Source organism: Bacteroides stercoris ATCC 43183 (genome assembly GCF_025147325.1).
Taxonomy (GTDB): Bacteria; Bacteroidota; Bacteroidia; order Bacteroidales; family Bacteroidaceae; genus Bacteroides; species Bacteroides stercoris.
The window spans coordinates 1,662,622-1,686,405 of the sequence record NZ_CP102262.1; the positions used below are offsets into that span (position 1 = coordinate 1,662,622).

The window sequence follows — 23,784 nt, forward strand, 5'->3', positions numbered from 1 at the left end:
AATCTTAAAAGAGACAAGTATGAAAAACAAGTATTTGTGCAATTTTCAGAAACTGCTTCGTGCATTTCTTATTTTTGCCATGTTTGCAACCTCTTCTCAGATTGCGGCAGCTCAACTGAATGTTGCTTTGTCAAATGCCCGTTTAGGGACTATGATAAAGCAGATCAAGGCGCAGTCCAAGTACCAATTTTTTTATGATGACAATCTGGCTTCCATTCCTGTACATGCAGTGAATTTGAAGAATGCTTCGTTGGAAACCGTTTTGGACAAGGCGCTCGAGGGAAAGGGTGTCAGCTATCGCATTGAAGACGGCGTGGTGTATCTTTCTAAAAAAGAAACGCGGACGGCAGTTGCCCAGGTAGCCCAGCAGGCAACTCACAAGGTAACGGGAACCGTTACGGATACTACGGGCGAACCGTTGATTGGCGTAAGTATTCAGGAAGTGGGGACTTCCAACGGTGCGATTACGGATATTGACGGTAATTATACGCTGAATGTTTCGACTCCGTCGGCCAAATTACGTTTCTCTTACATTGGCTATGAAGCGGTAGACATTGATGTAAACGGACAAGCCGCCATTAATGTAACGATGAAAGACGACTCGCAGTTATTGCAGGAGGTTGTGGTTACTGCCCTCGGTATCAAGCGCGAGAAGAAGATGCTGGGTTATGCGGTTCAGGAACTGAAGAGCGATGAACTGAATAAAACCGGCGACCCGTCGGTAACCAGCGCACTGCAAGGTAAGGTGGCAGGTCTTCAAATGAACACCTCGGCTACCGGCTTGGGCGGTTCTACCAAAATCACCATCCGCGGTAACTCTTCCTTGAGCGACAACAACCAGCCGTTGTGGATTGTAGACGGTGTACCGTTCAGCGATAACAATAACAGCGATGCTTCCTTCTATGGTGGTGTAGACCGTGGTGGCGCAGCACTCGACATTAATCCGGATGACATTGAAAGTATTTCCGTGTTGAAAGGACCTAATGCGGCAGCTCTTTACGGATCGCGTGCCGGTAACGGTGTTATCCTTGTTACAACCAAGAAAGGTTCCAAGAAAACCGGTTTCGGTGTGCGTTATAACGGTAATTTCACCTGGAGCAGTGTAGCGGAAACGCTGGAACAGCAAACCCGTTACGGACAAGGACAAATCGGTGCGAATGGCGGTGCTGAATATACTACATCGGCATCGGGCAGTTGGGGACCTGTTCTTGACGGCAGCCAGCAAAAGGCTTGGAACGGTGAGACATACGCTTACTCCAAGTATGGCAATAAACTGGAGGATTATTTCGATACCGGTTTCTCTCAAAATCATAACGTATCTGTGAGCAACGGTACGGAAACTTCTCATTATCGTGCTTCTGTCGGTATTTCGGACAGCAAGGGCGTATTCCCCAATGAAAAACTGAATCGTGTGAATATCGACCTTAATGCCGGTACGGAACTGAATAAGTGGATGTCTATGGACGGTAAAATCTCTTTGAGCCGCACGAAGGCAACAGACCGTCCGGAGTATGGTAACTACGGTGCAATCAATCAGTTGATGGGTATTCCTCATAATGTCCGTCTGGACGATTTGAAACAATATTCTACGGAGAACCGTGTACACAGCAACTGGTATGGTCCTACAGCCGGCATCCGTAATCCTTATTATGTACTGAACCAACGTCACAACAGCGACGAGCGCTGGCGTGCCTTCGGTTATTATGGAGCTAAAATCAACTTTACCGATTGGTTGCATCTTTCAGCCAAATATGCGTTCGACTACTATCGTACCCGTGTGGAGAATACCAATGGCGGTGACGGTATCAGCGGAGAATCTTTCCCCAGCCAGATTAAGGATGACAAGATGGATCGCGGTGAAGAGAACTTCTTTGAAAGCAATGCCGAATTTGTATTGATGGGCGATCGCCAGTTGACTGATAACTTCCGTCTGGGCTTTACTGCCGGCGCTAACTTCATGTATCAGAAATTCGAGAACCTTACTGCCGGTGTGGGTAATATGCACACTAAAGGATTGTGGATGTTCAATGCTTCCAATCTGCTTCGTACCGCTGCTAATGTGGAACGTGAACGTGCCATGAATTCCGTATTCGGTTCGGTACAGATGTCATGGAAGGAATATCTGTCACTCGATATTACGGCCCGTAACGACTGGTCATCTACTTTGCCAAAGGCACACAACTCGTTCTTCTATCCCAGCGCCAACTTGAGTTTTGTTATCTCCGACTTTATGAAGAGCATCGACAAACCGTTGCCGTCGTGGGTTACCTTTGCCAAGTTGCGTCTTTCTGCTGCTCAGGTGGGTAAGGATACGGAACCCTATCAGTTGATAAATACCTATGGTTATAAGTTCGACAACGGTATTCTGGTTCCGGATAAGAGCAATGTGAAGATGAATGACAATCTGAAACCGGAAATCGCTACCTCTTACGAGGCTGGTCTTGATATGAAATTCTTTAATAACCGTTTGGGTTTTGACTTCACTTACTATTATAGCAAGACTAAGAACCAGATTATGAAAGTGCCCGCAGCGGCTCCCTGGAGTGGCGGACAATGGGTAAATGCCGGTTTGATTACCAATCAGGGTGTGGAGTTGATGCTTTATTCTACAATTGTGGATACCAAAGACTTTACGTTCGATTTGAATGTGAATATTGCTCATAACGTATCTAAGGTGAAAGAATTGGCACCGGATGCTAATGTGAACTACCTGTTCTTTAACGGTGACAACAACTTCCCCGTTAACGTAGGTGCACGTGCCGGAGAAAAACTGGGTGAAATCTATGCTCAGAAACTGTACAAACGCGATGACAGCGGTAATATCATTATCGGTGAGAACGGTTTGCCTCAGACAATCAACGATGAGAAGGAACGCGTAAACAATCCTATCGGCAATATTCAGCCTGATTTGACTATGTCCGTATCTCCTACCTTTACTTATAAGGGAATTACCTTGTCGGCAATGTTCGATATGAAATTCGGTGGCGACATCCTTTCTTATTCCGAGATGGTGGCAGCCGGTAACGGTTTGGCAAAGCGTACCGAGAATCGCGGTGAGAAGGATAATTATATGATGGTGTTCCCCGGCGTAACCGAAAGCGGACAACCCAATACTACCAAGATTACGGCAAGCCAGTATTACGGTGCGTTGTTGGCGGAAGATTTCTTGTACGATGCTTCATTCATCAAATTGAAAGAGTTGTCAATCGGTTACAATTTCCCGACTAAACTGTTGAAAAAGACTCCGATTCAGTCGCTCAGCGTATCATTCGTGGCACGTAACCTTTGTTACCTGCTGAAACATACACCGGGTACAAGTCCGGAGGGTGGTTATGATACAACCATGTTCTCACAGGCCATCGACTATGCGGCACTGCCTTATACCCGTACATTCGGTCTGTCTGTCAGCTTAGGTTTTTAAACTTGATAATGCAGTAGGAAACTTAAAAACTCAAATATTAAAATTATATGAAACTTAATTTATATAAATCCGTTGCTCTCTGCTCATTGCTGGCATTGGCCGGATGCCATGATTTTGAAGAAATGAATACCAATCCGAACGCACCTGTCTATGACCCGTCGGTTATGGATTGCGGTCCGGAGGGTATTGATATCGATTATACCATTTCGGAGAGCGCTTTGGAAAGTTTGAAGGCAACAGAAAGTGCGCTAGGCTCTATTTTCTTCAACTTTACTTATGAAGGTCTGTATAACGATTACCAGACTGCTACCAATCTGACGCATGATGTCTATGCGGCATATAATGGCTCGAACGGTTTCTTGAACAATTCACCGGCGTATGCTTATAATGACGGTTGGTCTGCTGCCCGTTGGAAGCATTTTTATGACGACCGTACGATTGCCGAGTACAGCCAGCTTATCAAGACTTTCTGGTTCTGCAACAAGGAGTATTATCACAATGCGTTCTATATAACCCGTATCTATTACGCTTTCCTGCTTTCGGCACAAACCGATACGTATGGTGATATTCCTATCCAGTATTATGTGAAAGGTGCGATGCCGCCTACGGAAAATGTTACTTATACTCCGCAGAAAGAAGTGTATGACATTATCTTTAAATTGCTCGACCAAGCCATTACGGGATTGCATAATCCGCCTGCTGTAGATCAATACTCTTTCAGTGCTGAGGACGACCGCATCTATGGAGGTAAGGTAGAGCCGTGGATTCGTTTCGCCAATACCTTGCGCTTACGTCTGGCTTTACGTGTAAGCAATGTTGCTCCGGAAGTTGCTCGGGAGCAAGGAGAAAAAGCTTTGTCAGATCCTTCGGGCTTGATGAAAGGCCAGGAAGATAATATGAAACTGATTCCTAAACGTCAGTGGATAACCGGTGGCAATGAGAATATCTTTGCATTGATGTTCAGCTGGGGTGCAAGTTGCGTTTTACCGAAAGAGATGGAGTGGGCTTATAAAAATCAGGCTCTTAAAGAGGGTGTAGATGCCAATGTCAGTGGCTTTGTTGAAAAGGTTGCCCGAAATGCAGATGAGGAAGGTACTATCTTTGGATTGGACGCTACCAAGTATAATGAAAAAGAAGCGAATTGCTATTTGGATCCCCGTTGCAAGATACTGTTCTTCCGTCCTTCACCCTATGATCCGGGAATCAAGGACGATTATAAAGCAGAGGACCCCAATGCTGAATACGGCGGATACAGAAATGGAGCAAAAGAAGTCGGTTCTAAGTATACAGTGAAGTATTCACCTATGAAGACTAATCTGAAGAGCGATGAAATGCTTCCCGATTGTTGGTGGAATCAGGCTCGTGAAATTATTTGGCTCGGTTACTCTGAATCTCTTTTCCTGAGAGCTGAGGCTGCATTGCGTGGTTGGGGCAATGAAACAGGAACTGCGGTTGCCGGAAGATTGTATGAAGATGGTGTACGTGCTTCTATGAACTATTATGGTATTGCTTCAGATAAAGCAGAGGAATATATCGACCATTTGAAAGGTAAAGAGGCTTTCGAAGCAGGTGGTTCAAGAGAAGAACAACTGGAACAAATCATTACACAAAAATGGCTGGCTGTCTATCCTAACGGTAACGAAGGTTGGGCTGAGGTTCGCCGCACAGATTATCCCCGTTATTTGTTGCTGCCGCGTTATGGCAACAACTCAAGCGGTGAGGTAGAGAATACCAAACTGATTAAGCGTGTAAGCTATCCGAACAGTGAATCCAGAAATCCGAACAAGCCTGCTTATACGCAAGGTACTAAAGTATGGTGGGATGTGGCAGATACGATGGATGAAACCGGTAAATGGAAAACACCGGATAACTTCAGATAATCCGTTTTAAGTTATGATAGGAAAACGGTGCATTGCCGTTTTCCTATATGGAAAACTAACCTAAGTATGATTGCGGATATCTCTCTTAGGTTAGTTTTTGTTTTTAATCTAAATGAATAATAATATATGAGATATCATTAGTGTCCCGTTAAAATGGGACGAGTTAAACAATTAATCAAAAAGCCCCGGAATCAGGGGATCATTTAGATCTTTGACATCATTGAAATTAGTCTTGTCGAACAGGTCACGCAAGTGGGTTTTGTCAGTCAATGATATGCTGAGAATTTGTAAAACTTCATAGGTTGAACGTTTCAACTTCATATCATGTTGGACAATAGCCACAAGACAGTACGTGATAATAGCCACACTGATTTGTATGCGAACAGCGTTCTCTGTTGTGCCCCAGAATTTCTTTATCTTGAGATGCTGCTTGAGCCATTTGAAGAACAGCTCGATTAACCATCTTTTCTTATAAAGATCGGCGACATCCAGTGCAGAAAGTTGTTTTGCATTCGTCAAAAAAGTGAACTCACGGTCATCCTCTTCGTCGTAATATCGGACGAGTCTGAATGACTCAGGATATTTTTTCTCGGAGAGATATCCGGTCAGTTTCACTTCCGCATCTGTCATTATGTTCTTTGGCATTCTTCGCTTCCATCTGACTGTCTTATACTTTAAGTTCGTCTTGGCTCTGACAACAAAGAAAGAGTCTGTAAGATGTATCCTATAGAGTTCTTTAAAGGAGTCATAAGCCCTGTCGAATATATAATAAGCATTTGGTTCATAATGGATTGAAGACATTGCTGTGGAATCATGCTTTGATGCAGTAGTTACAGTATAGAAGGCAGGAACTTGTGCTTCAATGTCGTATAAGACATGAGCTTTCACCCCTCCTTTCTTGCTTCGGAACTTTGCCCATGGGAATGTTGCAAGACACAACGGAATCGTTGTTGAATCAAACGCATATTTCTTTCCGGAAATGTCAAGGATGTTGGTCGTCCGCTTCTCGCAGGCTTCCTTCATCATATAGAATGCAAAGTCTTCGAAGATTCTGTAATCACGGTTCTGGTTCGCTGTCGCAAGAGTTGTCTTGGCTATCGGTTCACGACCTAAACCAAGATGATATTGCTTGGCCCTATGCGCCTCGAAAGCAACGACTAAGTCTCGCAGGCTCTCACGGTTACTCAGTTGTCCAAACATCATCGCGAGCATCTGATTCCAGCAAGTGAAATGTTTCACATATCTGTTGCCATCATACTTGCGAACATAGTTGTTGAACTGAGTCCTGTTCAGAAAAGCGGTTAATTGAGAGAATACGTATTTGTCTTGGAACATAGCAGCCATTTGTATTAGACTGCAAAGTTGCAAAATCAAGTCCGTTTCATTTCAAAAAACCGTGTAATTGACTATATTTCAATAATTTCAAAGAACTATTTATCCACTTTTACGGGACAGTAGTGATGAGATATATGAAAATAGGAACGCTTATATCGGCAGGTGTTTTAATGCTGTCATCAATGATATTGAATTCCGGTTGCTCCGAAGTGGGTAATGGCAGAAAACAGACTACGGAAAATCCCGGAGCGATTTTCGGGGAAGTGAAGTCTGCCGCCGGTGCAAAAATGTTGACTCCCATTGCGCTCAGAGGAGATAAAAAAGCTACGGGACATTTGTTTTTTGAATTGAGTGAACCGGCAGAACAGGAGGTTGCCGTTACTTTCAAACTGGATTCCAGGATATTGGATGCTTATAACCAGTTGAATGGTACGGGGTATACGATGTATCCGGCAGACAAACTGTTGCTGGAAAACAATGGCAACGTGGTTGTTGAAGCCGGTAAAAGTAAGTCTGCCACACTTGCACTGGATATACTGCCGGGTGGAACGGAAGGGGCTACCTATGCTGTGGCTGTATCGGCGGTAGCTACTGCGGGAACGGAAAAACATACGGACAACAAGGCTTTTATTTATTTGGTAAAACCGCTTGCAGCCATGCCGGAAGTCAATGCGGGACGCAAGGTAAAGAATTTATGTTATGTGGAAGTCAATCGTGAAAGTATGTTGAATGCGGGTGAGTACACGATGAAGAGCGATAAGTCTCCTTTCTTTGACATAGCCAGTGTATTTGCAGCCAATATCCGTTTGAGCGCGGATGATGTTCCTTATGTTTCGTGTAACGAGCAAACCAGATTTGTACTTGATAATATCGAGCAGACTGTACGCCCGTTACAGGCAAAAGGCATAAGAGTTCATCTCTCCATCTTGGGAGACCACACTGCTGCCGGTATGCGTAGTCTTTCGAAAGATGCCGCCCGCGCCTTTGCAAAGGATTTGAAAGCGTATATCGATATTTATGGATTTGACGGCATAGACTTTGATGATGAGTATTCCACCTATGCCACCGACCAGGCTGTGGAGCCCTATATTCCTTCGGATGCAGTAGCGCCAAGTATTGAAGAATGTACTTCGCAGCGTTATGCCGATTTGGTGTATGAAAGCCGTAAGTTAATGCCGGACAAGACAATAGGGATTTACTGGTATGCAGGATACGACTATCCGGTCGGTACGGTAGAAGGAAAAACAGTGGATGAATTGATCGATTATTCCATTTACGGATATTACGGTAAGTGGAAGGCCATTCCTGCCGATACGGTAAGCATAGCCAAACAATGCCCGTATGCTATTGAAGTCACCACAGCCAGAGGAGATGTAAAGATAGATGATGACTGCTTGAAAAACATCCGTCAGAACGGTTGGGGCTATTTTGCTGTTTACGATTTGAACAACGAACGTTCGTATGAAAAAGAATTCAGCCGTATATCCCGATTGTTGTACGACGATGAAGTAGAGTGGAGCGGAAAGCAGTATGAACGTACCGGGTGGTAACCGAAAGGTTGCCACTCCGATGTGCAAATAGGCATTTTCTCTTTAATTATCGGTCGGATTAGTAAGTGTTTTTAAAGATAGGATTGTTCTAATATTGTAACATGAACAGGAAAATGGGCAAATTGGATGAAAAAATAATAGTAAAGTTTTTAGCGGGTGAATGTTCGGAAGAGGAACTTCGCTCGTTGAATGTCTGGTTGGAGGAGTCGGAAGAGAATGCTCATGAATTATTTACATTAGAGGAACTGTACCATTTGGGAAAATCCGATGTGGTTTCTGAGGAAGCACTTCTTGCGAAGGCTGAAAAACAATTGTCGCAGAGGCTCGGAGAGGAGCGGAAGCGTAAGTTGAAGCGTAAACTGTTTCACCGGTGGATGCAATATGCAGCTATTGCAGTCGGTGCTTTTTTTATAGGAGGTATGGGCTACTGGTTCTATCAGGCGGGTAGCCGTAGTTCCGAATCTTTGGTCACTGTTACGGCCAATGAAACCATAAAGGAGCTGATGCTTCCGGATGGAACCAAAGTATGGTTGAATAAAAACACGATTTTGCAATATCCCCGTAATTTTGAAGGTGGCGAGAGACATGTGTATCTGAACGGAGAAGGTTTCTTTGATGTGAAGAGAAATACAGCCAAGCCTTTTATCGTACAAAGCCATGCCATGCAAGTGAGGGTATTGGGAACAACCTTTAATTTGAAGTCCGGGGAAAACGGACAAAGGGCGGTAGCCACCTTATTGAAAGGTGAGGTAGAAGTAAAGGGCAATCATGGTGAAGGCATGATAGTGCTTTCGCCGGGGCAACAGGCCGAATTGGACGGAATGACCCGACGACTGACGGTGAAACCTGCAGAACCGGGTATAGAGGGCTGGCATGATACGGCATTCGATTTAAATCAGACGGACATACGCACGCTTTGCAAGATTTTGGAGAGAGCCTATAATGTGAAAATCATTATAGCACCGGATGTGGACATTGAAAGAACATATTCCGGACCGTTGAAGAAGAAAGAAAACGTAGCTGCCACATTGGATTTGATAAAGAATTCCATCGGTATCAAATACAAGGTAATAGGCGAAAACGTTTTTATATCTTCTTCCAAATCCAAATAGAACAGGCTTGTTTTGTTTATTGATAATCTGAAATTCAAATATTATGAAAAAACTTTTATTGGCATTTGCCTTTTTATGCTGTTTTACGAGCATAAAGGCTAAGGATTGGGTACAGTATGTAAATCCTTTGGTGGGTACTCAATCCACATTCGAGCTTTCTACCGGAAACACCTATCCCGCCATTGCGCGTCCGTGGGGAATGAATTTTTGGACACCGCAAACCGGAAAAATGGGGGATGGCTGGCAATATGTCTATACGGCCAATAAAATCCGAGGCTTCAAGCAGACGCACCAGCCCAGTCCATGGATAAACGATTACGGGCAATTCTCCATTATGCCTGTTACCGGGCAACCTGTTTTCGATGAGGACAAACGTGCAAGCTGGTTCTCGCATAAAGGTGAGATTGCGTTGCCGCATTATTATAAGGTATATCTGGCGGAGCACGATGTGGTGACGGAGTTTACTCCTACCGAACGTGCCGTGCTGTTCCGTTTCACATTTCCGGAAAATGAACATTCCTATGTGGTGGTAGATGCTTTCGACCGCGGTTCCTATATCAGGATTGTACCGGAAAAGAACCGGATCATCGGATATTCCACCCGTAACAGCGGCGGTGTACCGCAGAATTTCAGAAACTACTTTATTGTAGAGTTCGACAAACCTTTTACATATACCGCTTCTGTTAAAGACAGTGTAATTCAGGAATCGCAGAAAGAGCAGCAAGCTGACCATGCAGGTGCGATTATCGGATTTAAGACGAAGAAAGGCGAGATTGTGCATGCACGTGTTGCTTCTTCTTTTGTCAGCTACGAACAGGCTGAGCGGAACTTGCTCGAATTGGGTACGGACAATTTTGACACGCTGGTGCAGAAAGGACGTGATGCTTGGAACAATGTGTTGGGCAAGATTGAAGTGGAGGGCGGAAACCTCGACCAATACCGCACTTTCTATTCCTGCCTGTACCGCTCGCTGCTTTTCCCCCGTGCTTTTTACGAGTTGGACAAGCAGGGTGCTCCCATTCACTACAGCCCCTATAATGGGGAAGTGCTTCCCGGCTATATGTACACCGATACGGGTTTTTGGGATACATTCCGTTGTCTGTTTCCTTTCCTTAATCTGATGTATCCGTCGGTAAACAGGGAAATTCAGGAAGGACTGGTCAATACTTACAAGGAAAGTGGTTTCTTTCCCGAATGGGCGAGTCCGGGACACCGTGGCTGCATGATCGGCAATAATTCGGCTTCCGTTTTGGTCGATGCCTATTTGAAGGGTGTTAAGGTAGAAGATGTAAAGACTATGTATGAAGGGTTGCTTTACGGAACGGAGCATGTACATCCGGAAATATCATCTACCGGACGTTTGGGCTATGAATATTACAATAAGTTGGGATATGTTCCTTATGATGTGAAGATTAACGAGAATGCCGCCCGTACGCTGGAATATGCTTATGACGACTGGTGCATCTATAAGCTTGCCAAAGCTTTGAACCGTCCGAAAAAGGAGCAGGAGTTGTTTGCAAAGCGTGCCATGAACTACCGTAATATATTCGATAAGGAAAGTCTGTTGATGCGCGGGCGTAATAAAGACGGTAAGTTCCAGACACCGTTCTCACCGTTGAAGTGGGGGGATGCCTTTACCGAAGGAAACAGTTGGCACTACTCCTGGTCGGTATTCCACGATCCGCAAGGATTGGTCGATTTGATGGGGGGCGAAAAGGTATTTGCCAATATGCTCGATTCCGTATTCATTGTTCCGCCTGTATTCGATGATAGCTACTACGGACAAGTCATCCATGAAATACGCGAAATGACTGTAATGAATATGGGCAATTACGCACATGGCAACCAGCCTATACAGCACATGATTTATCTCTATAACTACATCGGACAACCCTGGAAAGCGCAATATTGGCTGCGTCAGGTGATGAACCGCATGTACACACCCGGTCCGGACGGTTATTGCGGGGATGAAGACAACGGGCAGACTTCGGCATGGTATGTATTCTCCGCATTAGGCTTCTATCCGGTTTGTCCGGGTACGGACGAATATGTATTGGGTGCTCCCTTGTTCAAGAAAGCCGTTCTGCATTTTGAAAACGGAAACTCGCTGACGATCGATGCCGGAAACAACAGTGCGCAGAATGTCTATATACAGTCTCTTCAGGTCGACGGAAATGAATATACCAAAAACTATCTGCGCCACGGAGACTTGCTGAAAGGCGGTACGCTGAAATTCGAAATGGGCGATAAGCCCAACCTGCAGCGAGGTGTCCGTGCGGAAGATTATCCGTATTCGTTTTCTAAGGAAAAGCGTAGGTAGCTGCATGTTTTTGTACCATTACACAATAAAAGATTACCGGAAAAACATGAAAACAATATTATGGACTGTCAGTCTGCTGCTTGTAATATGCGGATGTACTCCCAAACCGACAGAAGTCGTTTCGCCTGATGGTCATATCCGCCTTCAGTTTGCATTGGATGACCACAACCGCATGACCTATCGGATAGATGTGGATGATACGGCTTTTGTAACCCCTTCTGCTTTGGGATTCCTTGCCGGAAAGGGTGTGAATCTTTCGGAAGGTATGAAAGTTGTCGGTACGGAGTTTTCCGCTGCGGACGAGACATGGACACAACCTTGGGGCGAGAATAAGAGTATCCGTAACCATTATAATGAAATGGCGGTTTGTCTGTCTGATGAGGCGGATACGAAACTGACCCTTCGTTTTCGGGTATTTGACGACGGAGTCGGTTTCCGGTACGAGTATGAAGTTGCCGGAGTAGACAGCATCTTTGTTACGGACGAACTTACCTCTTTCAATATGGCGCAGGATGGAATTTCCTGGTCTATTCCTGCCAACTACGAAACATATGAGTTGTTATATCGTACACAGCCGCTCAGCAAGACTGATAACGCAAACACTCCGATGACCTTTAAGGTAGGTAAGACTTACGCCAGTATTCACGAAGCCGCATTGACGGACTTTCCTGAAATGACTTTGCAAAATACCGGCGGCTGCGGATTCAAATCCGAGTTGGCTCCATGGCCCGACGGCATTAAGGCTAAGATAGAAGGCGGCAGTTTCAATACGCCCTGGCGTACTGTACAGATAGCTTCGAAAGCTGTGGGACTGATAAATTCAGCACTTATCCTGAACTTGAACGAACCCTGCGTTTTGGAGTCTACCGACTGGATTCGCCCGATGAAGTATGTAGGTATATGGTGGGGCATGCATCTGGGTGTGGAGAGCTGGGTGATAAACGACCGCCACGGCGCCACTACCGAAAATGCAAAACGTTATATTGATTTTGCCGCAGCCAACAACATCGAAGCCGTTATGTTCGAAGGCTGGAATGAAGGTTGGGAGAACTGGGGCGGAACGCAGAACTTCGATTATACCAAACCGTATGCCGATTTCGATATAAAGGAAATAGCAGCCTATGCCCGGAAGAAGGGTGTTGAGATTATCGGTCATCATGAAACGGGAGGAAATATCTGTAATTACGAAAATCAGTTGGATAAGGCTTATGAATGGTATGCCGATTTGGGCATCCATAGCGTAAAGACCGGGTATGCCGGTGGTCTTCCCAACGGTCACAACCACCACGGACAGTTCAATGTGCGGCATTATCGCAATGTCGTGAAAACGGCTGCCAAGTATCGTACTACCCTCGATGTGCATGAGCCGATAAAGGATACCGGTATACGTCGTACCTATCCCAACATGATGACCCGCGAAGGCGCCCGCGGCATGGAGTGGAATGCCTGGAGCGAAGGTAATCCGCCGGAACATCATGTGATGTTGCCGTTTACCCGTTTGCTGGGTGGTCCGATGGACTATACGCCGGGTATCTTTGATGTGCTGTACAAGCGTGCCAAAAACAATCCCGACCGGAAAAAGTGGAATATGAAAGACAGTAAGGATTGCCGTATCAATACCACGCTTGCCAAGCAGATAGCCAATTGGGTGATACTTTACTCTCCTTTGCAGATGGCTGCCGACATGATTGAAAACTATGAAGGCCATCCCGCTTTCCGTTTCTTCCGTGATTTTGATGCAGACTGTGACTGGTCGGAGGCGCTTGCCGGCGAACCGGGTGAATACGTGGCAATAGTACGTAAGGCAAAAGATAAATATTTTCTGGGGGCGGCAACCGATGAAGAGGCGCGCAGCATAGATGTGAAACTGGATTTTCTGGAAAAAGGAAAAACTTATGCAGCCGTTATCTATGCCGACGGAAAAGATGCCGATTGGGAGACCAATCCGGAATCTTACGAAATCATAGAGAAACAGGTGACATCCGATGATACCCTGACCATTGTCATGGCAAAAGGTGGGGGACAGGCTGTCAGCTTTATGCCGATTTGATAATCCTAATGTAATACCAAAGAATATGAAAACAAACTTGAAATCTAATTCCATATTGCTGGGCGGACTCCTGTTGCTGGGTACTGTCTTTAGCTGTACGCAGGCAGAGCAGGACTATGCCTCTTATGTAAATCCCTTTATCGGGACAGGCGGACATGGACATACATATCCGGGTGCGGTTGTTCCTAATGGGATGATTCAACCCAGTCCCGATACACGTATCTATGAATGGGACGCTTGTTCCGGATACTATTACGAGGATACTACCATCAACGGTTTCTCGCATACCCATGTCAGCGGAACAGGATGTGCGGACTACGGTGATGTACTGCTGATGCCTACTGTTGGGAAACAGGAGTATCATCCGATGGGGGCGAAGAGTCAGCAAATGGCGTACTGTTCGGTTTTCTCGCACGATAATGAAGTGGCGCAACCCGGATATTATTCCGTCTTGCTGGAACGCTATAACGTAAAGGCGGAACTCACTGCGACAAAGCGTGCCGCCATTCACCGTTATACCTTTCCGGAAGCCGAAGATGCCGGTTTCATTCTGGACTTTGATTACAGTATCGAGCGTCAGACAAATGAGGAAATGAAAATAGAAGTAATCAGTGATACCGAAATCCGCGGACATAAAAAAACGGTATATTGGGCATTCGACCAGTATATCAACTTCTATGCCAAGTTCTCCAAGCCGTTTACCTATACATTGGTGACGGATTCTGTGGCATTGGAAGAAGGCGGTCCGCTTTTGCCCACCGCTAAAGTTCTGTTGCAGTTCCCTACGGCACAGAATGAAGAGGTATTGGTGAAAGTGGGTGTTTCGGCTGTCGATATGGACGGAGCACGTAAGAATGTGGAGGCCGAAATACCCGGATGGGATTTTGACGGAGTACGGAGTGCAGCACGTCAGGCATGGAATGACTATCTGTCCAAAATAGATATCCGTACGCAGAATGCCGACCAGCGCACGATGTTTTATACAGCCCTTTATCACACCGGTTTGCAGCCCAATCTTTTTACGGATGCAGACGGACGTTATTTCGGTATGGATTTGAAGCCGCATCAGGGCAGTGTGGACGAACCTGTGTACACGATATTCTCCTTGTGGGATACTTTCCGTGCTTATCATCCTTTGATGACAATTATAGATCCGGAACTGAATGAAGCCTTTATCCGCTCTTTGATCCAGAAAGAGAAAGAAGGCGGTGTATTCCCGATGTGGGAGCTTGCCGGCAACTATACGGGAACGATGATTGGCTACCATGCAGCTTCTCTGATTGCCGACTCTTACGCCAAAGGATATCGTAATTTTGATGTGAAGGAAGCCTACCGTGCCTGTCTCCGTACGGCGGAATACGATACGACGGGCATTATTACTCACCCCCGTGTATTGCCGCATTTGATGCCGCAGGCCAAATACTGGAAGAATAAAATAGGCTATGTTCCCTGTGACAAAGACAATGAATCGGTAGCCAAGGCGTTGGAATATGCTTATGACGACTGGTGCATCTCACAGTTGGCTGAAGCAATGGGCGATGAACCGAACCGGACTAAGTACGCGGCTTTTGCAGAGGGTTATAAGGTATATTTCGATCCGTCTACCCGTTTTATGCGCGGGCTCGACAGCGAGGGCAATTGGCGTACGCCTTTCAATCCTCGTGCTTCCACTCACCGCAACGATGATTATTGTGAAGGCACTGCCTGGCAATGGACTTGGTTCGTGCCGCATGATGTAGATGGTCTGGTGGAACTCATGGGTGGCCGTGACGCATTCATCGGTAAGCTCGATTCTCTGTTCGTGGCAGATTCTTCCTTGGAGGGCGAGTCGGTATCGGTAGATATTTCCGGACTGATAGGACAGTATGCACACGGTAACGAGCCGAGCCACCATATTGCTCACCTTTATAACTATGTGGGACAGCCGTACAAGACACAGGCATTGGTGGACAGTGTGCTGCATACGCTTTACTTCAACGAGCCCAATGGCCTTTCCGGCAATGAAGACTGCGGACAGATGTCGGCATGGTACGTGCTGAATGCTATGGGATTCTACCAGGTTTGCCCCGGAAAACCGGTGTATTCCATCGGGCGTCCGCTGTTTGATGAGGCCGCCATCCGTTTGCAGAATGGCAACACCTTTACCATTATAACCCATAATAACAGTCGTGACAATAAGTATGTCCGGAAGATTATCCTGAACGGGGAAGAACTTGCCGCTCCTTTCTTCAACCATCAAGACATCGTAAACGGCGGTACGCTGGAGCTGACTATGGGAGCGGAACCGCTGATGCCGGATAATGAGTTACGGAAATAGAAAGTACCGATAGCAACGAAACATATATGAGCCGGAATTATCATAATCCGATATCTTGGATTCCAACCGTTTATTTCGCCATGGGGCTTCCCTTTGTGGTGCTGAACATGGTTTCCGTACTTATGTTCAAGGGGCTGGGAGTGGGTGATGCCCAAATAGCTTTGTGGACCTCACTGATAATGCTTCCCTGGACGTTGAAGTTTCTTTGGAGTCCTTTTCTCGAGATGTTCAAGACGAAGAAATTCTTCGTGGTACTGACGCAGTTGGTTACGGGAGCGGGGTTCGCACTGGTCGCCTTTGCACTGAATCTTCCGTTCTTTTTTGCTCTTTCCATTTTTTTGTTGGCGGTTATCGCTTTCAGCGGCGCTACGCACGATGTGGCAACGGACGGCGTGTACATGTCCGAGCTGAATAAGCAGGAACAGGCAAAGTACATCGGCTGGCAGGGAGCTTTCTATAACATCGCCAAGATTGTGGCGTCCGGCGGTTTGGTATGGCTGGCTGGGTGGCTGCTGAAATACTTCGGCGGAGTGCCCGGTGCTACGGATGCAGTGCGTCATGAGGCAACTGTCCAGGCTTGGATGTGTGTAATGCTGGTAATGGCTGCCGTGATGATATTGCTGGCAATATACCATTGGCGTATGCTGCCTTCGGGCGGTGCTGCGGCTGCCGAAACCAAGTCGGCGGGCGAAACGCTGGAGAAGTTGCGGAGCGTAATCTGGGATTTTTTTCAGAAACGTCATATAGGGTATTATATTGCCTTTATCATTCTCTATCGCCTTGCCGAGGGTTTCGTCATGAAGATTGTTCCCCTTTTCTTGAAGGCGGAACGTTCGGCAGGCGGCTTGGGACTGAATGAGCAGGAGATAGGGTTGTATTACGGCACTTACGGAGCTGCCGCCTTTGTGCTGGGCTCTTTGCTGGCCGGTTATTACATATCGCACCGCGGACTGCGGAAAACGCTGTTCTCCCTGTGCTGCATCTTTAACCTGCCTTTTGTGGCATATACCCTGCTGGCGATATATCAGCCGGAGAGCGGCATGCTGATTGGCAGTGCCATCGTGCTGGAGTATTTCGGTTACGGCTTCGGCTTTGTGGGGCTTTCGCTGTTTATGATGCAACAGGTAGCTCCGGGCAAGCACCAGATGGCGCACTATGCCTTCGCTTCTGGTATCATGAATCTGGGTGTGATGCTTCCGGGAACAATCAGCGGATACGTGAGCGATTTTCTGGGGTATGAGAATTTCTTCATCTTCACCCTGTTCGCCACTATTCCGGCATTCCTCATTACCTGGTTCGTACCGTTTACGTATGCCGATGAGGTAAAAGGCGGAGCGGCCACATAGTCGGTGGAAAAACATTGGCGGGACGTGTTCCGGATAGTGGTTTCGATTGATGCCGGCTTCCCGTACATTCCCGGTTTCTATGACAGATTATATAAGTAATTATAGATAGATTTAATTTCGTGTTATTACATAGAAAATGAAATGAGTATGAGTAGCAAAGTTATTATTCCTTGGGAAGAACGTCCGGCAGGATGCAAGGACGTATTATGGCGCAGTGTGGCAAACCCCATTATTCCGCGTGATTTGCTTCCCACTTCCAACAGTATTTTCAACAGTGCGGTAGTACCTTTCGGCGACGGGTTTGCAGGAGTATTCCGCTGCGACGATACTAACCGTCGCATGCGGCTGCACGTAGGGTTCAGTAAAGATGCCATAAACTGGAACATCAAGGAAGAACCGTTGAAGTTCCAATGCGATGATGAGGAAATCGGTACATGGGTGTATGGCTACGACCCGCGCGTGTGCTTTATCGAAGACCGCTATTATGTTACCTGGTGCAACGGCTATCACGGTCCTACTATCGGTGTGGCTTATACGTTCGATTTCGAGACGTTCCACCAGTTGGAAAACGCTTTTATTCCCTTCAACCGTAACGGAGTACTTTTCCCGCGCAAGATAAACGGTCGTTTTGCCATGTTGAGCCGTCCGAGCGACAATGGGCATACTCCCTTTGGAGATATTTTCTACAGTGAGTCGCCCGATATGGAGTTTTGGGGACGCCACCGCCATGTGATGTCACCTGCCGCTTTTGAGGTAAGTGCATGGCAATGCACCAAAATCGGTGCAGGTCCTATCCCTGTCGAGACTCCCGAGGGCTGGCTGCTGATTTATCACGGCGTGCTGCATTCCTGCAACGGTTATGTTTACAGTTTCGGTTCTGCTCTGCTCGATTTGGACGAACCGTGGAAGGTAAAGTTCCGCTCAGGGCCTTATCTGCTTGCCCCGCGCGAACCGTACGAATGTATGGGCGATGTTCCTAATGTATGTTTCCCGTGCGCCGCTTTGCACGACAATGAAACGGGCAGGATTGCCATATACTATGGCTGTGCCGATACCGTAACCGGACTGGCATTCGGCTATATTCCCGAAATTATAGAATTTACCAAACGTACAAGCATCATCTGATGTACATAAACTTTTGAGAACCATGAAACGAGCATTCCTTTCCGGCGTATTTGCCTTTGTTCTGCTGGCTGTGTCTCCGGCTGCGGAGAAAAGTTTTTCTCCTGTAGACTATGTGAATCCCTTTATCGGTACGACTAACTTCGGCACGACCAATCCGGGAGCTGTCTGCCCCAACGGGATGATGTCTGTTGTTCCTTTCAACGTGATGGGGTCGGCGGACAACAAATACGATAAGGATGCCCGTTGGTGGTCCACTCCCTATGAGTATCACAACTGCTTCTTTACCGGGTATTCGCATGTCAATCTCAGTGGAGTGGGATGTCCCGAACTTGGTTCGTTGCTGCTGATGCCCACTACGGGCGAGCTTTCCGTAGACTACAAGGAGTATGGCAGCCGTTATGAAGACGAACAGGCCTCTCCGGGGTATTACACTAATTTCCTTACCCGTTATAATGTAAAGACCGAAGTGACTGCCACGCCGCGCACCGGTGTGGCGCGCTTCACTTTTCCAAAAGGCCGGAGTCATATTCTGCTGAACTTGGGAGAGGGACTGACCAATGAAACCGGAGCTTTCCTGCGGCAAACCGGAGAGTGTGAATTTGAGGGGATGAAGTTGCTCGGTACTTTCTGCTATAATCCGCAGGCAGTATTTCCTATTTACTTCGTGATGCGTGTCAACAAAACTCCCCTCAAAACCGGTTATTGGAAAAAACAGCGCTCCATGACAGGCGTGGAGGCCGAATGGGATCCGGACAATGGCAAGTATAAATTGTATACCGGTTATCGCAAGGAACTGGCGGGCGATGATATCGGCGCTTTTCTGACATTCGATACCGGGGAGAGCGAGCAGATAGAAGTGCAGATGGGTGTTTCTTTCGTCAGTATCGAGAATGCCCGTCTCAATCTGGACAAAGAGCAGTCCGGCAAGGACTTCGACAAGGTATTGGCGGAAAGCCGTAAACGCTGGCACGACGATTTGTCGCGTATCATTGTGGAAGGCGGGACGGACGAGCAGAAGATTGTTTTCTATACGGCGCTTTATCATGCGCTGATACATCCCAACCTTTTGCAGGACGTCAACGGGCAATATCCGGCAATGGAAAGCAACCGGATTCTTACGGCAAAGGGCGACCGGTATACCGTATTCTCCCTTTGGGATACTTACCGTAATGTGCATCAGCTTCTTACGCTGGTGTATCCCGAACGGCAACTGCAAATGGTGCGTTCCATGCTCGACATGTACCGTGAGCATGGCTGGTTGCCCAAGTGGGAACTCTATGGACGCGAGACATTGACGATGGAGGGCGACCCTTCTATACCGGTCATTGTGGATACCTGGCTGAAAGGTTTGCGCGGCTTCGATGTGGAGCTGGCTTATGAGGCGATGCGTAAAGGGGCTGTATTGCCGGGAGCGGAAAATCTCCTGCGACCGGATAATGACGATTATCTTTCATTGGGGTATGTACCTTTGCGCGAGCAGTACGACAACTCCGTATCGCATGCTTTGGAGTACTACATAGCCGATAACGCCCTTTCGCGCATGGCAGAGGCGCTTGCCAAGGATGCCGAGGTGAAAGGACAGAAGGAAAAAGCACGCCGCTACAAGGAGGATGCCCGTCTTTTCTATAACCGTTCTTTGGGATATAAGCATTATTATAGCAAGGAGTACGGCACATTCCGTCCTATCTTGCCGAATGGTGAGTTTTATGCTCCGTTTGACCCGAGGCAGGGCGAAAACTTTGAACCTAATCCGGGCTTTCATGAGGGGTGTGCATGGAACTATACTTTCTATGTTCCCCACGATGTAAAGGGGCTGGCGCAACTTATGGGCGGGAAGAAGGCTTTCGTAGACAAGTTGCAACGTGTTTTCGATGAGGGGCTTTACGACCCTGCCAATGAGCCGGACATCGCTTATGCGCATCTGTTCTCTTATTTCAAGGGAGAGGAGTGGCGTACCCAGAAGGAGTTACACCGTCTTTTGCAGAAGTATTTCAAGAATGCCCCCGATGGCATTCCCGGCAATGATGATACCGGAACGATGTCTGCATGGGCCATCTTCAATATGATGGGCTTCTATCCGGATTGTCCGGGCGAACCGTCTTACACGCTTTCCACACCGGTGTTCGACAAAGTGACCATCCGTCTTGATGCCGAAGTGTGGGGACGTGAGCAGTTGGTGATAGAAACGGAGCGTCCTTCGGACGATTCGCTTTATATCCGTGAAATGGAGTTAGGAGGAAAAAGACTGTCACGTTTCCGAATCAGCCACCAGGAGCTGGTAGAGGGTGGAAAGTTACGGTTTGTGTTACGTTGACGAATCGGATGATACGTAACCGGATTTCACAGATTTACTTTATTCTTCTTCTGTGAAATCCGTGTAATCCGTGCCTAAAGGACACAAATAATAAGTGAACTTTCTTTTAGGCATACCCTTTTTTTAATGTTGGATGGAGTCTTATTTCACTCTTCCGCCGCAGAGCCAGTGCTTTGTATAGTAATCTTCCTTGAGGCTGCTCACGATGACTCCTTGTCCGGTACTGGCATGAACGAATTTGCCGTCTTTCAGGTAGATGCCTACATGTGCCACTTTCTTGCGTGACGCCCGGCTGGTAAAGAATACCAAGTCGCCTTCGCGCAGGTTGCGGCGGGCTATCCTGTTGCTTTCTTTCAACTGGCCGTCCGTGCTGCGCGACAGGCGTATGCGGTAGGTTTTCTTATAAAGTTGGGATACCAGGCCGGAACAGTCCGTTCCATGTTTACTGTCGCCGCCGGCACGGTAGGGAGTGCCTATCCACTCGGCGGCATTGACGTACAGCTTGTGGTTGTCTGTCAGTCCGATATCCATACCCAGGCGTACAGAGGCTTGTGCCAATGCTTTATAGTCGAGACGGGGAGCGGCAGTATGGCAGGAACTTAAACAGAATATTAACCCGGTCAAGGCAATTATACAGGAAAAGGAGTGTTTCATATTTATTCCTCTGTAAGTGTTTCTTCTTCAGTATTAGTTTCAGTTTCAATGTTTTCTTCGACACTGACATTGAAATAAGCTTCCAATTCTTTTTCGGCTGAATTGTTTTCGTTCTGTATATCACGGATAATGACTCCGTGTTCCAACAGGGCGATGCGCGGACATACATCTACCGTATGATTGAGGTTGTGGCTGGAAATGATGACGGTTGCTTTGTGTTCCTCGTTATATTTTTTCAGCAGTTGTTTAATGATGGACTGCGAACTGGGGTCGAGGAAGTTGAAAGGTTCGTCAAGTATCAGTAGTTGCGGATGATGCAGCATGGCGGAGATGATGCCTATCTTTTGCTTGTTTCCGGCGGAGAAGTTGCGTATGAATTTCTTTTGTCCCATGACTTCACCGTTCATGAAACGCTCGAAAGGAGCGATGCGTCCGTCTACTTCTTCTTTTTTAAGTCCGTACATCTTGCCGATGAAGTAGAAGTATTCCTCCGGCGTAAGATAGTCTATCAGGAAACCGTCGTCTATGAAAGCGCCGGTAAAGTTTTTCCAGTCTTCGCTTTTGCATACGTCTATATCATTGATGGTGACCTTTCCGCGGTCGGCTTGCAGCAAATCCAATATCAGCCGGAAAAGGGTGGTCTTTCCGGCTCCGTTGTTTCCTACCAAGCCCAGCATATCACCTTGATTGATGAGGTAGTTGTCGATATTTACGGCGGTCTTTTCGCCGAACTTCTTTTGCAAATTACTTATCTGAATCATAGCCATAAATCTTAAATTGTAAATCTTACTGTCTGCTGTCTCTAAATCCTTCCATGTTCTTATAGCGCCGCTTCATAAAGCGGTGGTATACATTCTTCAGCCAGAAGCGGGATGTCAATATAAAACCCGCACCGATGGCAATCAATATCCAGGCTGTAACTGTGGGGCCGAAAAAGGTTGTCAGCATAAAATTCATAAGCAGAGGTACGCCGAATGCCGCTCCGGAAATCAGATTCTGCAATCCGGTTCCCATGTTCTGGCGGTTGGTCATTTTGGCGTTCAAATCCACTGTCCTGTTATTGTATACGGCCAATTGGAACAGGCAGAAATATACACAGCCTGCAACAAATACAGCCCAACCGATGCAACTCAGTACAGCCAGTTTGCCGGTTGCCATAGCCGGTATCATCAGGAACAGGGGGATGAGTATGGCGATGCTGTACAGAATATATTTGGCACGCAGCAGTGTGTAGATGGACTCCTTGCGGCTCATCAGCCCGTCGATGTAGTTGCCTTCGTAACTCATCAGGCTTGATAAAAACAGAATGCCGAAAATCACAAAGTTGTAAACCAGGATAAAGCTTTTCATACCTTGTCCGTCGTATGCTTCGGTGAAGCTCAGAATGCAGGTAAATGAAATCACTACCAGGAATACTGTGCGCAGGGCTGTCTTGCAGACTTTATTGCGCAATAACATTTTCAGTTCCAGCCGCATGTATTCGCCAATCTCTCCGTAGCGGTCCAAAAATTTGTATTCGGATACATGCTTTACCTTGGTGTCTTCTACTTTATTGATTTCGTTATAAATCAATTTTATCATCACTCTGCGATTGATGAACCACAGCACTACGATAGCTGCAAATACTCCGGTGAAGGTGAGAAGATGTCCGAGGATAAAGCCTTCTCCTAAGTCGACGGACCAGTCGAATAGCGGACTGTTGTCCGGTACTAACATTCCGGCAGCGATACTCCCGTATGCCAGTATAGGCAGGATTATCCACCAGACGCGTTCGTTCATCAATGTCCGGCATAGCAGGAACCAGTAATTGTTGAGCACCATCAATAACCATATTCCGATACTATAGGTCAGTACACCCGTTATGCCGTAAAATCTGGTGATGCTGATGATGGCGAACGGAACGAAGAAGAACAGCCATATCAGGTTGAAGCCGTTCAATCCGGAACGTATCAGCAGGGAGTCGATAAGACGGTTGCGTTTTACCGGTAACAGCAGATAGGGCTTTACCTCTTGGGCAGGCGTTTTCTGAAATGGAAAACGCATCAGGAAATCCAGGCAGAGGATAAATATGAGCCCGCTGTTCAGGACATGATATGCTTCGGTTGCCCCGTCGTTGAAAGCAAAGGCAAAACTCGTTCCGAAGAATACCAGATAACCGGCCCAGAATACAGCCATGAAGTACATCCAGAATTTTCCGAATTTATTCTTCTCGTACATCGGGTTTCGCTTGGCTGCCAACTTTCCGTGCTTGCGTAATTCTATAAAGAGGTTCATAATGGATAGATGGTTAATGTATATGAAAAAGGCTGCGCTGCTTCACGAACAACGCAGCCTTTTGAAAACTGTGACTTTGGTTGTGA

General features: G+C 46.8%; 14 protein-coding genes. 10 read left to right on the forward strand and 4 right to left on the reverse strand.

Going from position 1 to position 23,784, the window contains the following annotated elements; translation table 11 throughout:
- Positions 1-19: 19 nt before the first annotated feature.
- Together NQ565_RS06840 and NQ565_RS06845 are read left to right on the forward strand one after the other, a co-directional pair.
- The gene (locus NQ565_RS06840; protein WP_005657892.1) at positions 20-3,421 is read left to right on the forward strand and encodes a SusC/RagA family TonB-linked outer membrane protein; all 3,402 of its coding nucleotides are present in this window, start codon (positions 20-22) and stop codon (positions 3,419-3,421) included.
- A gap of 47 nt (positions 3,422-3,468) precedes the next feature.
- Positions 3,469-5,301, forward strand: a complete 1,833-nt coding sequence (locus NQ565_RS06845) for a SusD/RagB family nutrient-binding outer membrane lipoprotein (RefSeq protein ID WP_005657891.1) — start codon at positions 3,469-3,471, stop codon at positions 5,299-5,301.
- A gap of 171 nt (positions 5,302-5,472) precedes the next feature.
- Here the strand turns inward: NQ565_RS06845 and NQ565_RS06850 are convergent, their stop codons facing one another.
- On the reverse strand, positions 5,473-6,636 hold the full coding sequence (locus tag NQ565_RS06850; RefSeq protein ID WP_016660807.1) for an IS4 family transposase: 1,164 nt from the start codon (positions 6,634-6,636) through the stop codon (positions 5,473-5,475).
- 125 nt (positions 6,637-6,761) lie between these two features.
- Between NQ565_RS06850 and NQ565_RS06855 the strand changes: the two genes are divergently transcribed.
- From NQ565_RS06855 to NQ565_RS06890, 8 genes are all read left to right on the forward strand, one after another.
- Complete coding sequence (locus NQ565_RS06855; RefSeq protein ID WP_016661502.1) at positions 6,762-8,186, forward strand: BT_3987 domain-containing protein; 1,425 nt, start codon at positions 6,762-6,764, stop codon at positions 8,184-8,186.
- 101 nt (positions 8,187-8,287) lie between these two features.
- Positions 8,288-9,298 (forward strand): FecR family protein, encoded by a 1,011-nt coding sequence (locus NQ565_RS06860; RefSeq protein ID WP_005657889.1) that lies wholly within the window; start codon positions 8,288-8,290, stop codon positions 9,296-9,298.
- A 43-nt stretch (positions 9,299-9,341) separates the two neighbouring features.
- On the forward strand, positions 9,342-11,618 hold the full coding sequence (locus NQ565_RS06865) for a GH92 family glycosyl hydrolase (RefSeq protein WP_005657887.1): 2,277 nt from the start codon (positions 9,342-9,344) through the stop codon (positions 11,616-11,618).
- Positions 11,619-11,664: 46 nt separating this feature from the next.
- Complete coding sequence (locus NQ565_RS06870) at positions 11,665-13,668, forward strand: glycoside hydrolase family 97 protein (protein WP_040316306.1); 2,004 nt, start codon at positions 11,665-11,667, stop codon at positions 13,666-13,668.
- A gap of 25 nt (positions 13,669-13,693) precedes the next feature.
- A complete protein-coding gene (locus NQ565_RS06875; RefSeq protein ID WP_005657884.1) occupies positions 13,694-15,985 on the forward strand; it encodes a GH92 family glycosyl hydrolase in 2,292 nt (763 codons plus the stop codon).
- A gap of 26 nt (positions 15,986-16,011) precedes the next feature.
- Entirely contained in the window at positions 16,012-17,331 is a 1,320-nt protein-coding gene (locus NQ565_RS06880; RefSeq protein ID WP_040316304.1) for an MFS transporter, read from the forward strand.
- A gap of 147 nt (positions 17,332-17,478) precedes the next feature.
- The gene (locus NQ565_RS06885; RefSeq protein ID WP_438839230.1) at positions 17,479-18,456 is read left to right on the forward strand and encodes a glycoside hydrolase family 130 protein; all 978 of its coding nucleotides are present in this window, start codon (positions 17,479-17,481) and stop codon (positions 18,454-18,456) included.
- A gap of 22 nt (positions 18,457-18,478) precedes the next feature.
- Complete coding sequence (locus tag NQ565_RS06890) at positions 18,479-20,770, forward strand: GH92 family glycosyl hydrolase (protein WP_005657881.1); 2,292 nt, start codon at positions 18,479-18,481, stop codon at positions 20,768-20,770.
- Positions 20,771-20,911: 141 nt separating this feature from the next.
- On the opposite strand, the gene NQ565_RS06895 is transcribed toward NQ565_RS06890, so the two are convergent.
- Genes NQ565_RS06895 through NQ565_RS06905 form a run of 3 tightly spaced genes read right to left on the reverse strand, consistent with a single transcriptional unit; the run spans position 20,912 to position 23,698 of the window.
- Complete coding sequence (locus NQ565_RS06895) at positions 20,912-21,424, reverse strand: C40 family peptidase (protein ID WP_016661496.1); 513 nt, start codon at positions 21,422-21,424, stop codon at positions 20,912-20,914.
- 2 nt (positions 21,425-21,426) lie between these two features.
- The gene (locus NQ565_RS06900) at positions 21,427-22,185 is read right to left on the reverse strand and encodes an ABC transporter ATP-binding protein (RefSeq protein ID WP_016661495.1); all 759 of its coding nucleotides are present in this window, start codon (positions 22,183-22,185) and stop codon (positions 21,427-21,429) included.
- 25 nt (positions 22,186-22,210) lie between these two features.
- The gene (locus tag NQ565_RS06905; RefSeq protein WP_005657878.1) at positions 22,211-23,698 is read right to left on the reverse strand and encodes a DUF5687 family protein; all 1,488 of its coding nucleotides are present in this window, start codon (positions 23,696-23,698) and stop codon (positions 22,211-22,213) included.
- Between the last annotated feature and the right edge of the window lie 86 nt (positions 23,699-23,784).

Coding starts and splice junctions, on each gene's coding strand:
- NQ565_RS06905 (WP_005657878.1), bottom strand. CDS start 23,698: ATGAACCTCTTTATAGAATTACGCAAGCACGGAAAGTTGGCAGCCAAG.
- NQ565_RS06845 (WP_005657891.1), top strand. CDS start 3,469: ATGAAACTTAATTTATATAAATCCGTTGCTCTCTGCTCATTGCTGGCA.
- NQ565_RS06850 (WP_016660807.1), bottom strand. CDS start 6,636: ATGTTCCAAGACAAATACGTATTCTCTCAATTAACCGCTTTTCTGAAC.
- NQ565_RS06885 (WP_438839230.1), top strand. CDS start 17,479: ATGAGTAGCAAAGTTATTATTCCTTGGGAAGAACGTCCGGCAGGATGC.
- NQ565_RS06870 (WP_040316306.1), top strand. CDS start 11,665: ATGAAAACAATATTATGGACTGTCAGTCTGCTGCTTGTAATATGCGGA.
- NQ565_RS06840 (WP_005657892.1), top strand. CDS start 20: ATGAAAAACAAGTATTTGTGCAATTTTCAGAAACTGCTTCGTGCATTT.
- NQ565_RS06855 (WP_016661502.1), top strand. CDS start 6,762: ATGAGATATATGAAAATAGGAACGCTTATATCGGCAGGTGTTTTAATG.
- NQ565_RS06890 (WP_005657881.1), top strand. CDS start 18,479: ATGAAACGAGCATTCCTTTCCGGCGTATTTGCCTTTGTTCTGCTGGCT.
- NQ565_RS06880 (WP_040316304.1), top strand. CDS start 16,012: ATGAGCCGGAATTATCATAATCCGATATCTTGGATTCCAACCGTTTAT.
- NQ565_RS06900 (WP_016661495.1), bottom strand. CDS start 22,185: ATGATTCAGATAAGTAATTTGCAAAAGAAGTTCGGCGAAAAGACCGCC.
- NQ565_RS06895 (WP_016661496.1), bottom strand. CDS start 21,424: ATGAAACACTCCTTTTCCTGTATAATTGCCTTGACCGGGTTAATATTC.
- NQ565_RS06865 (WP_005657887.1), top strand. CDS start 9,342: ATGAAAAAACTTTTATTGGCATTTGCCTTTTTATGCTGTTTTACGAGC.
- NQ565_RS06875 (WP_005657884.1), top strand. CDS start 13,694: ATGAAAACAAACTTGAAATCTAATTCCATATTGCTGGGCGGACTCCTG.
- NQ565_RS06860 (WP_005657889.1), top strand. CDS start 8,288: ATGAACAGGAAAATGGGCAAATTGGATGAAAAAATAATAGTAAAGTTT.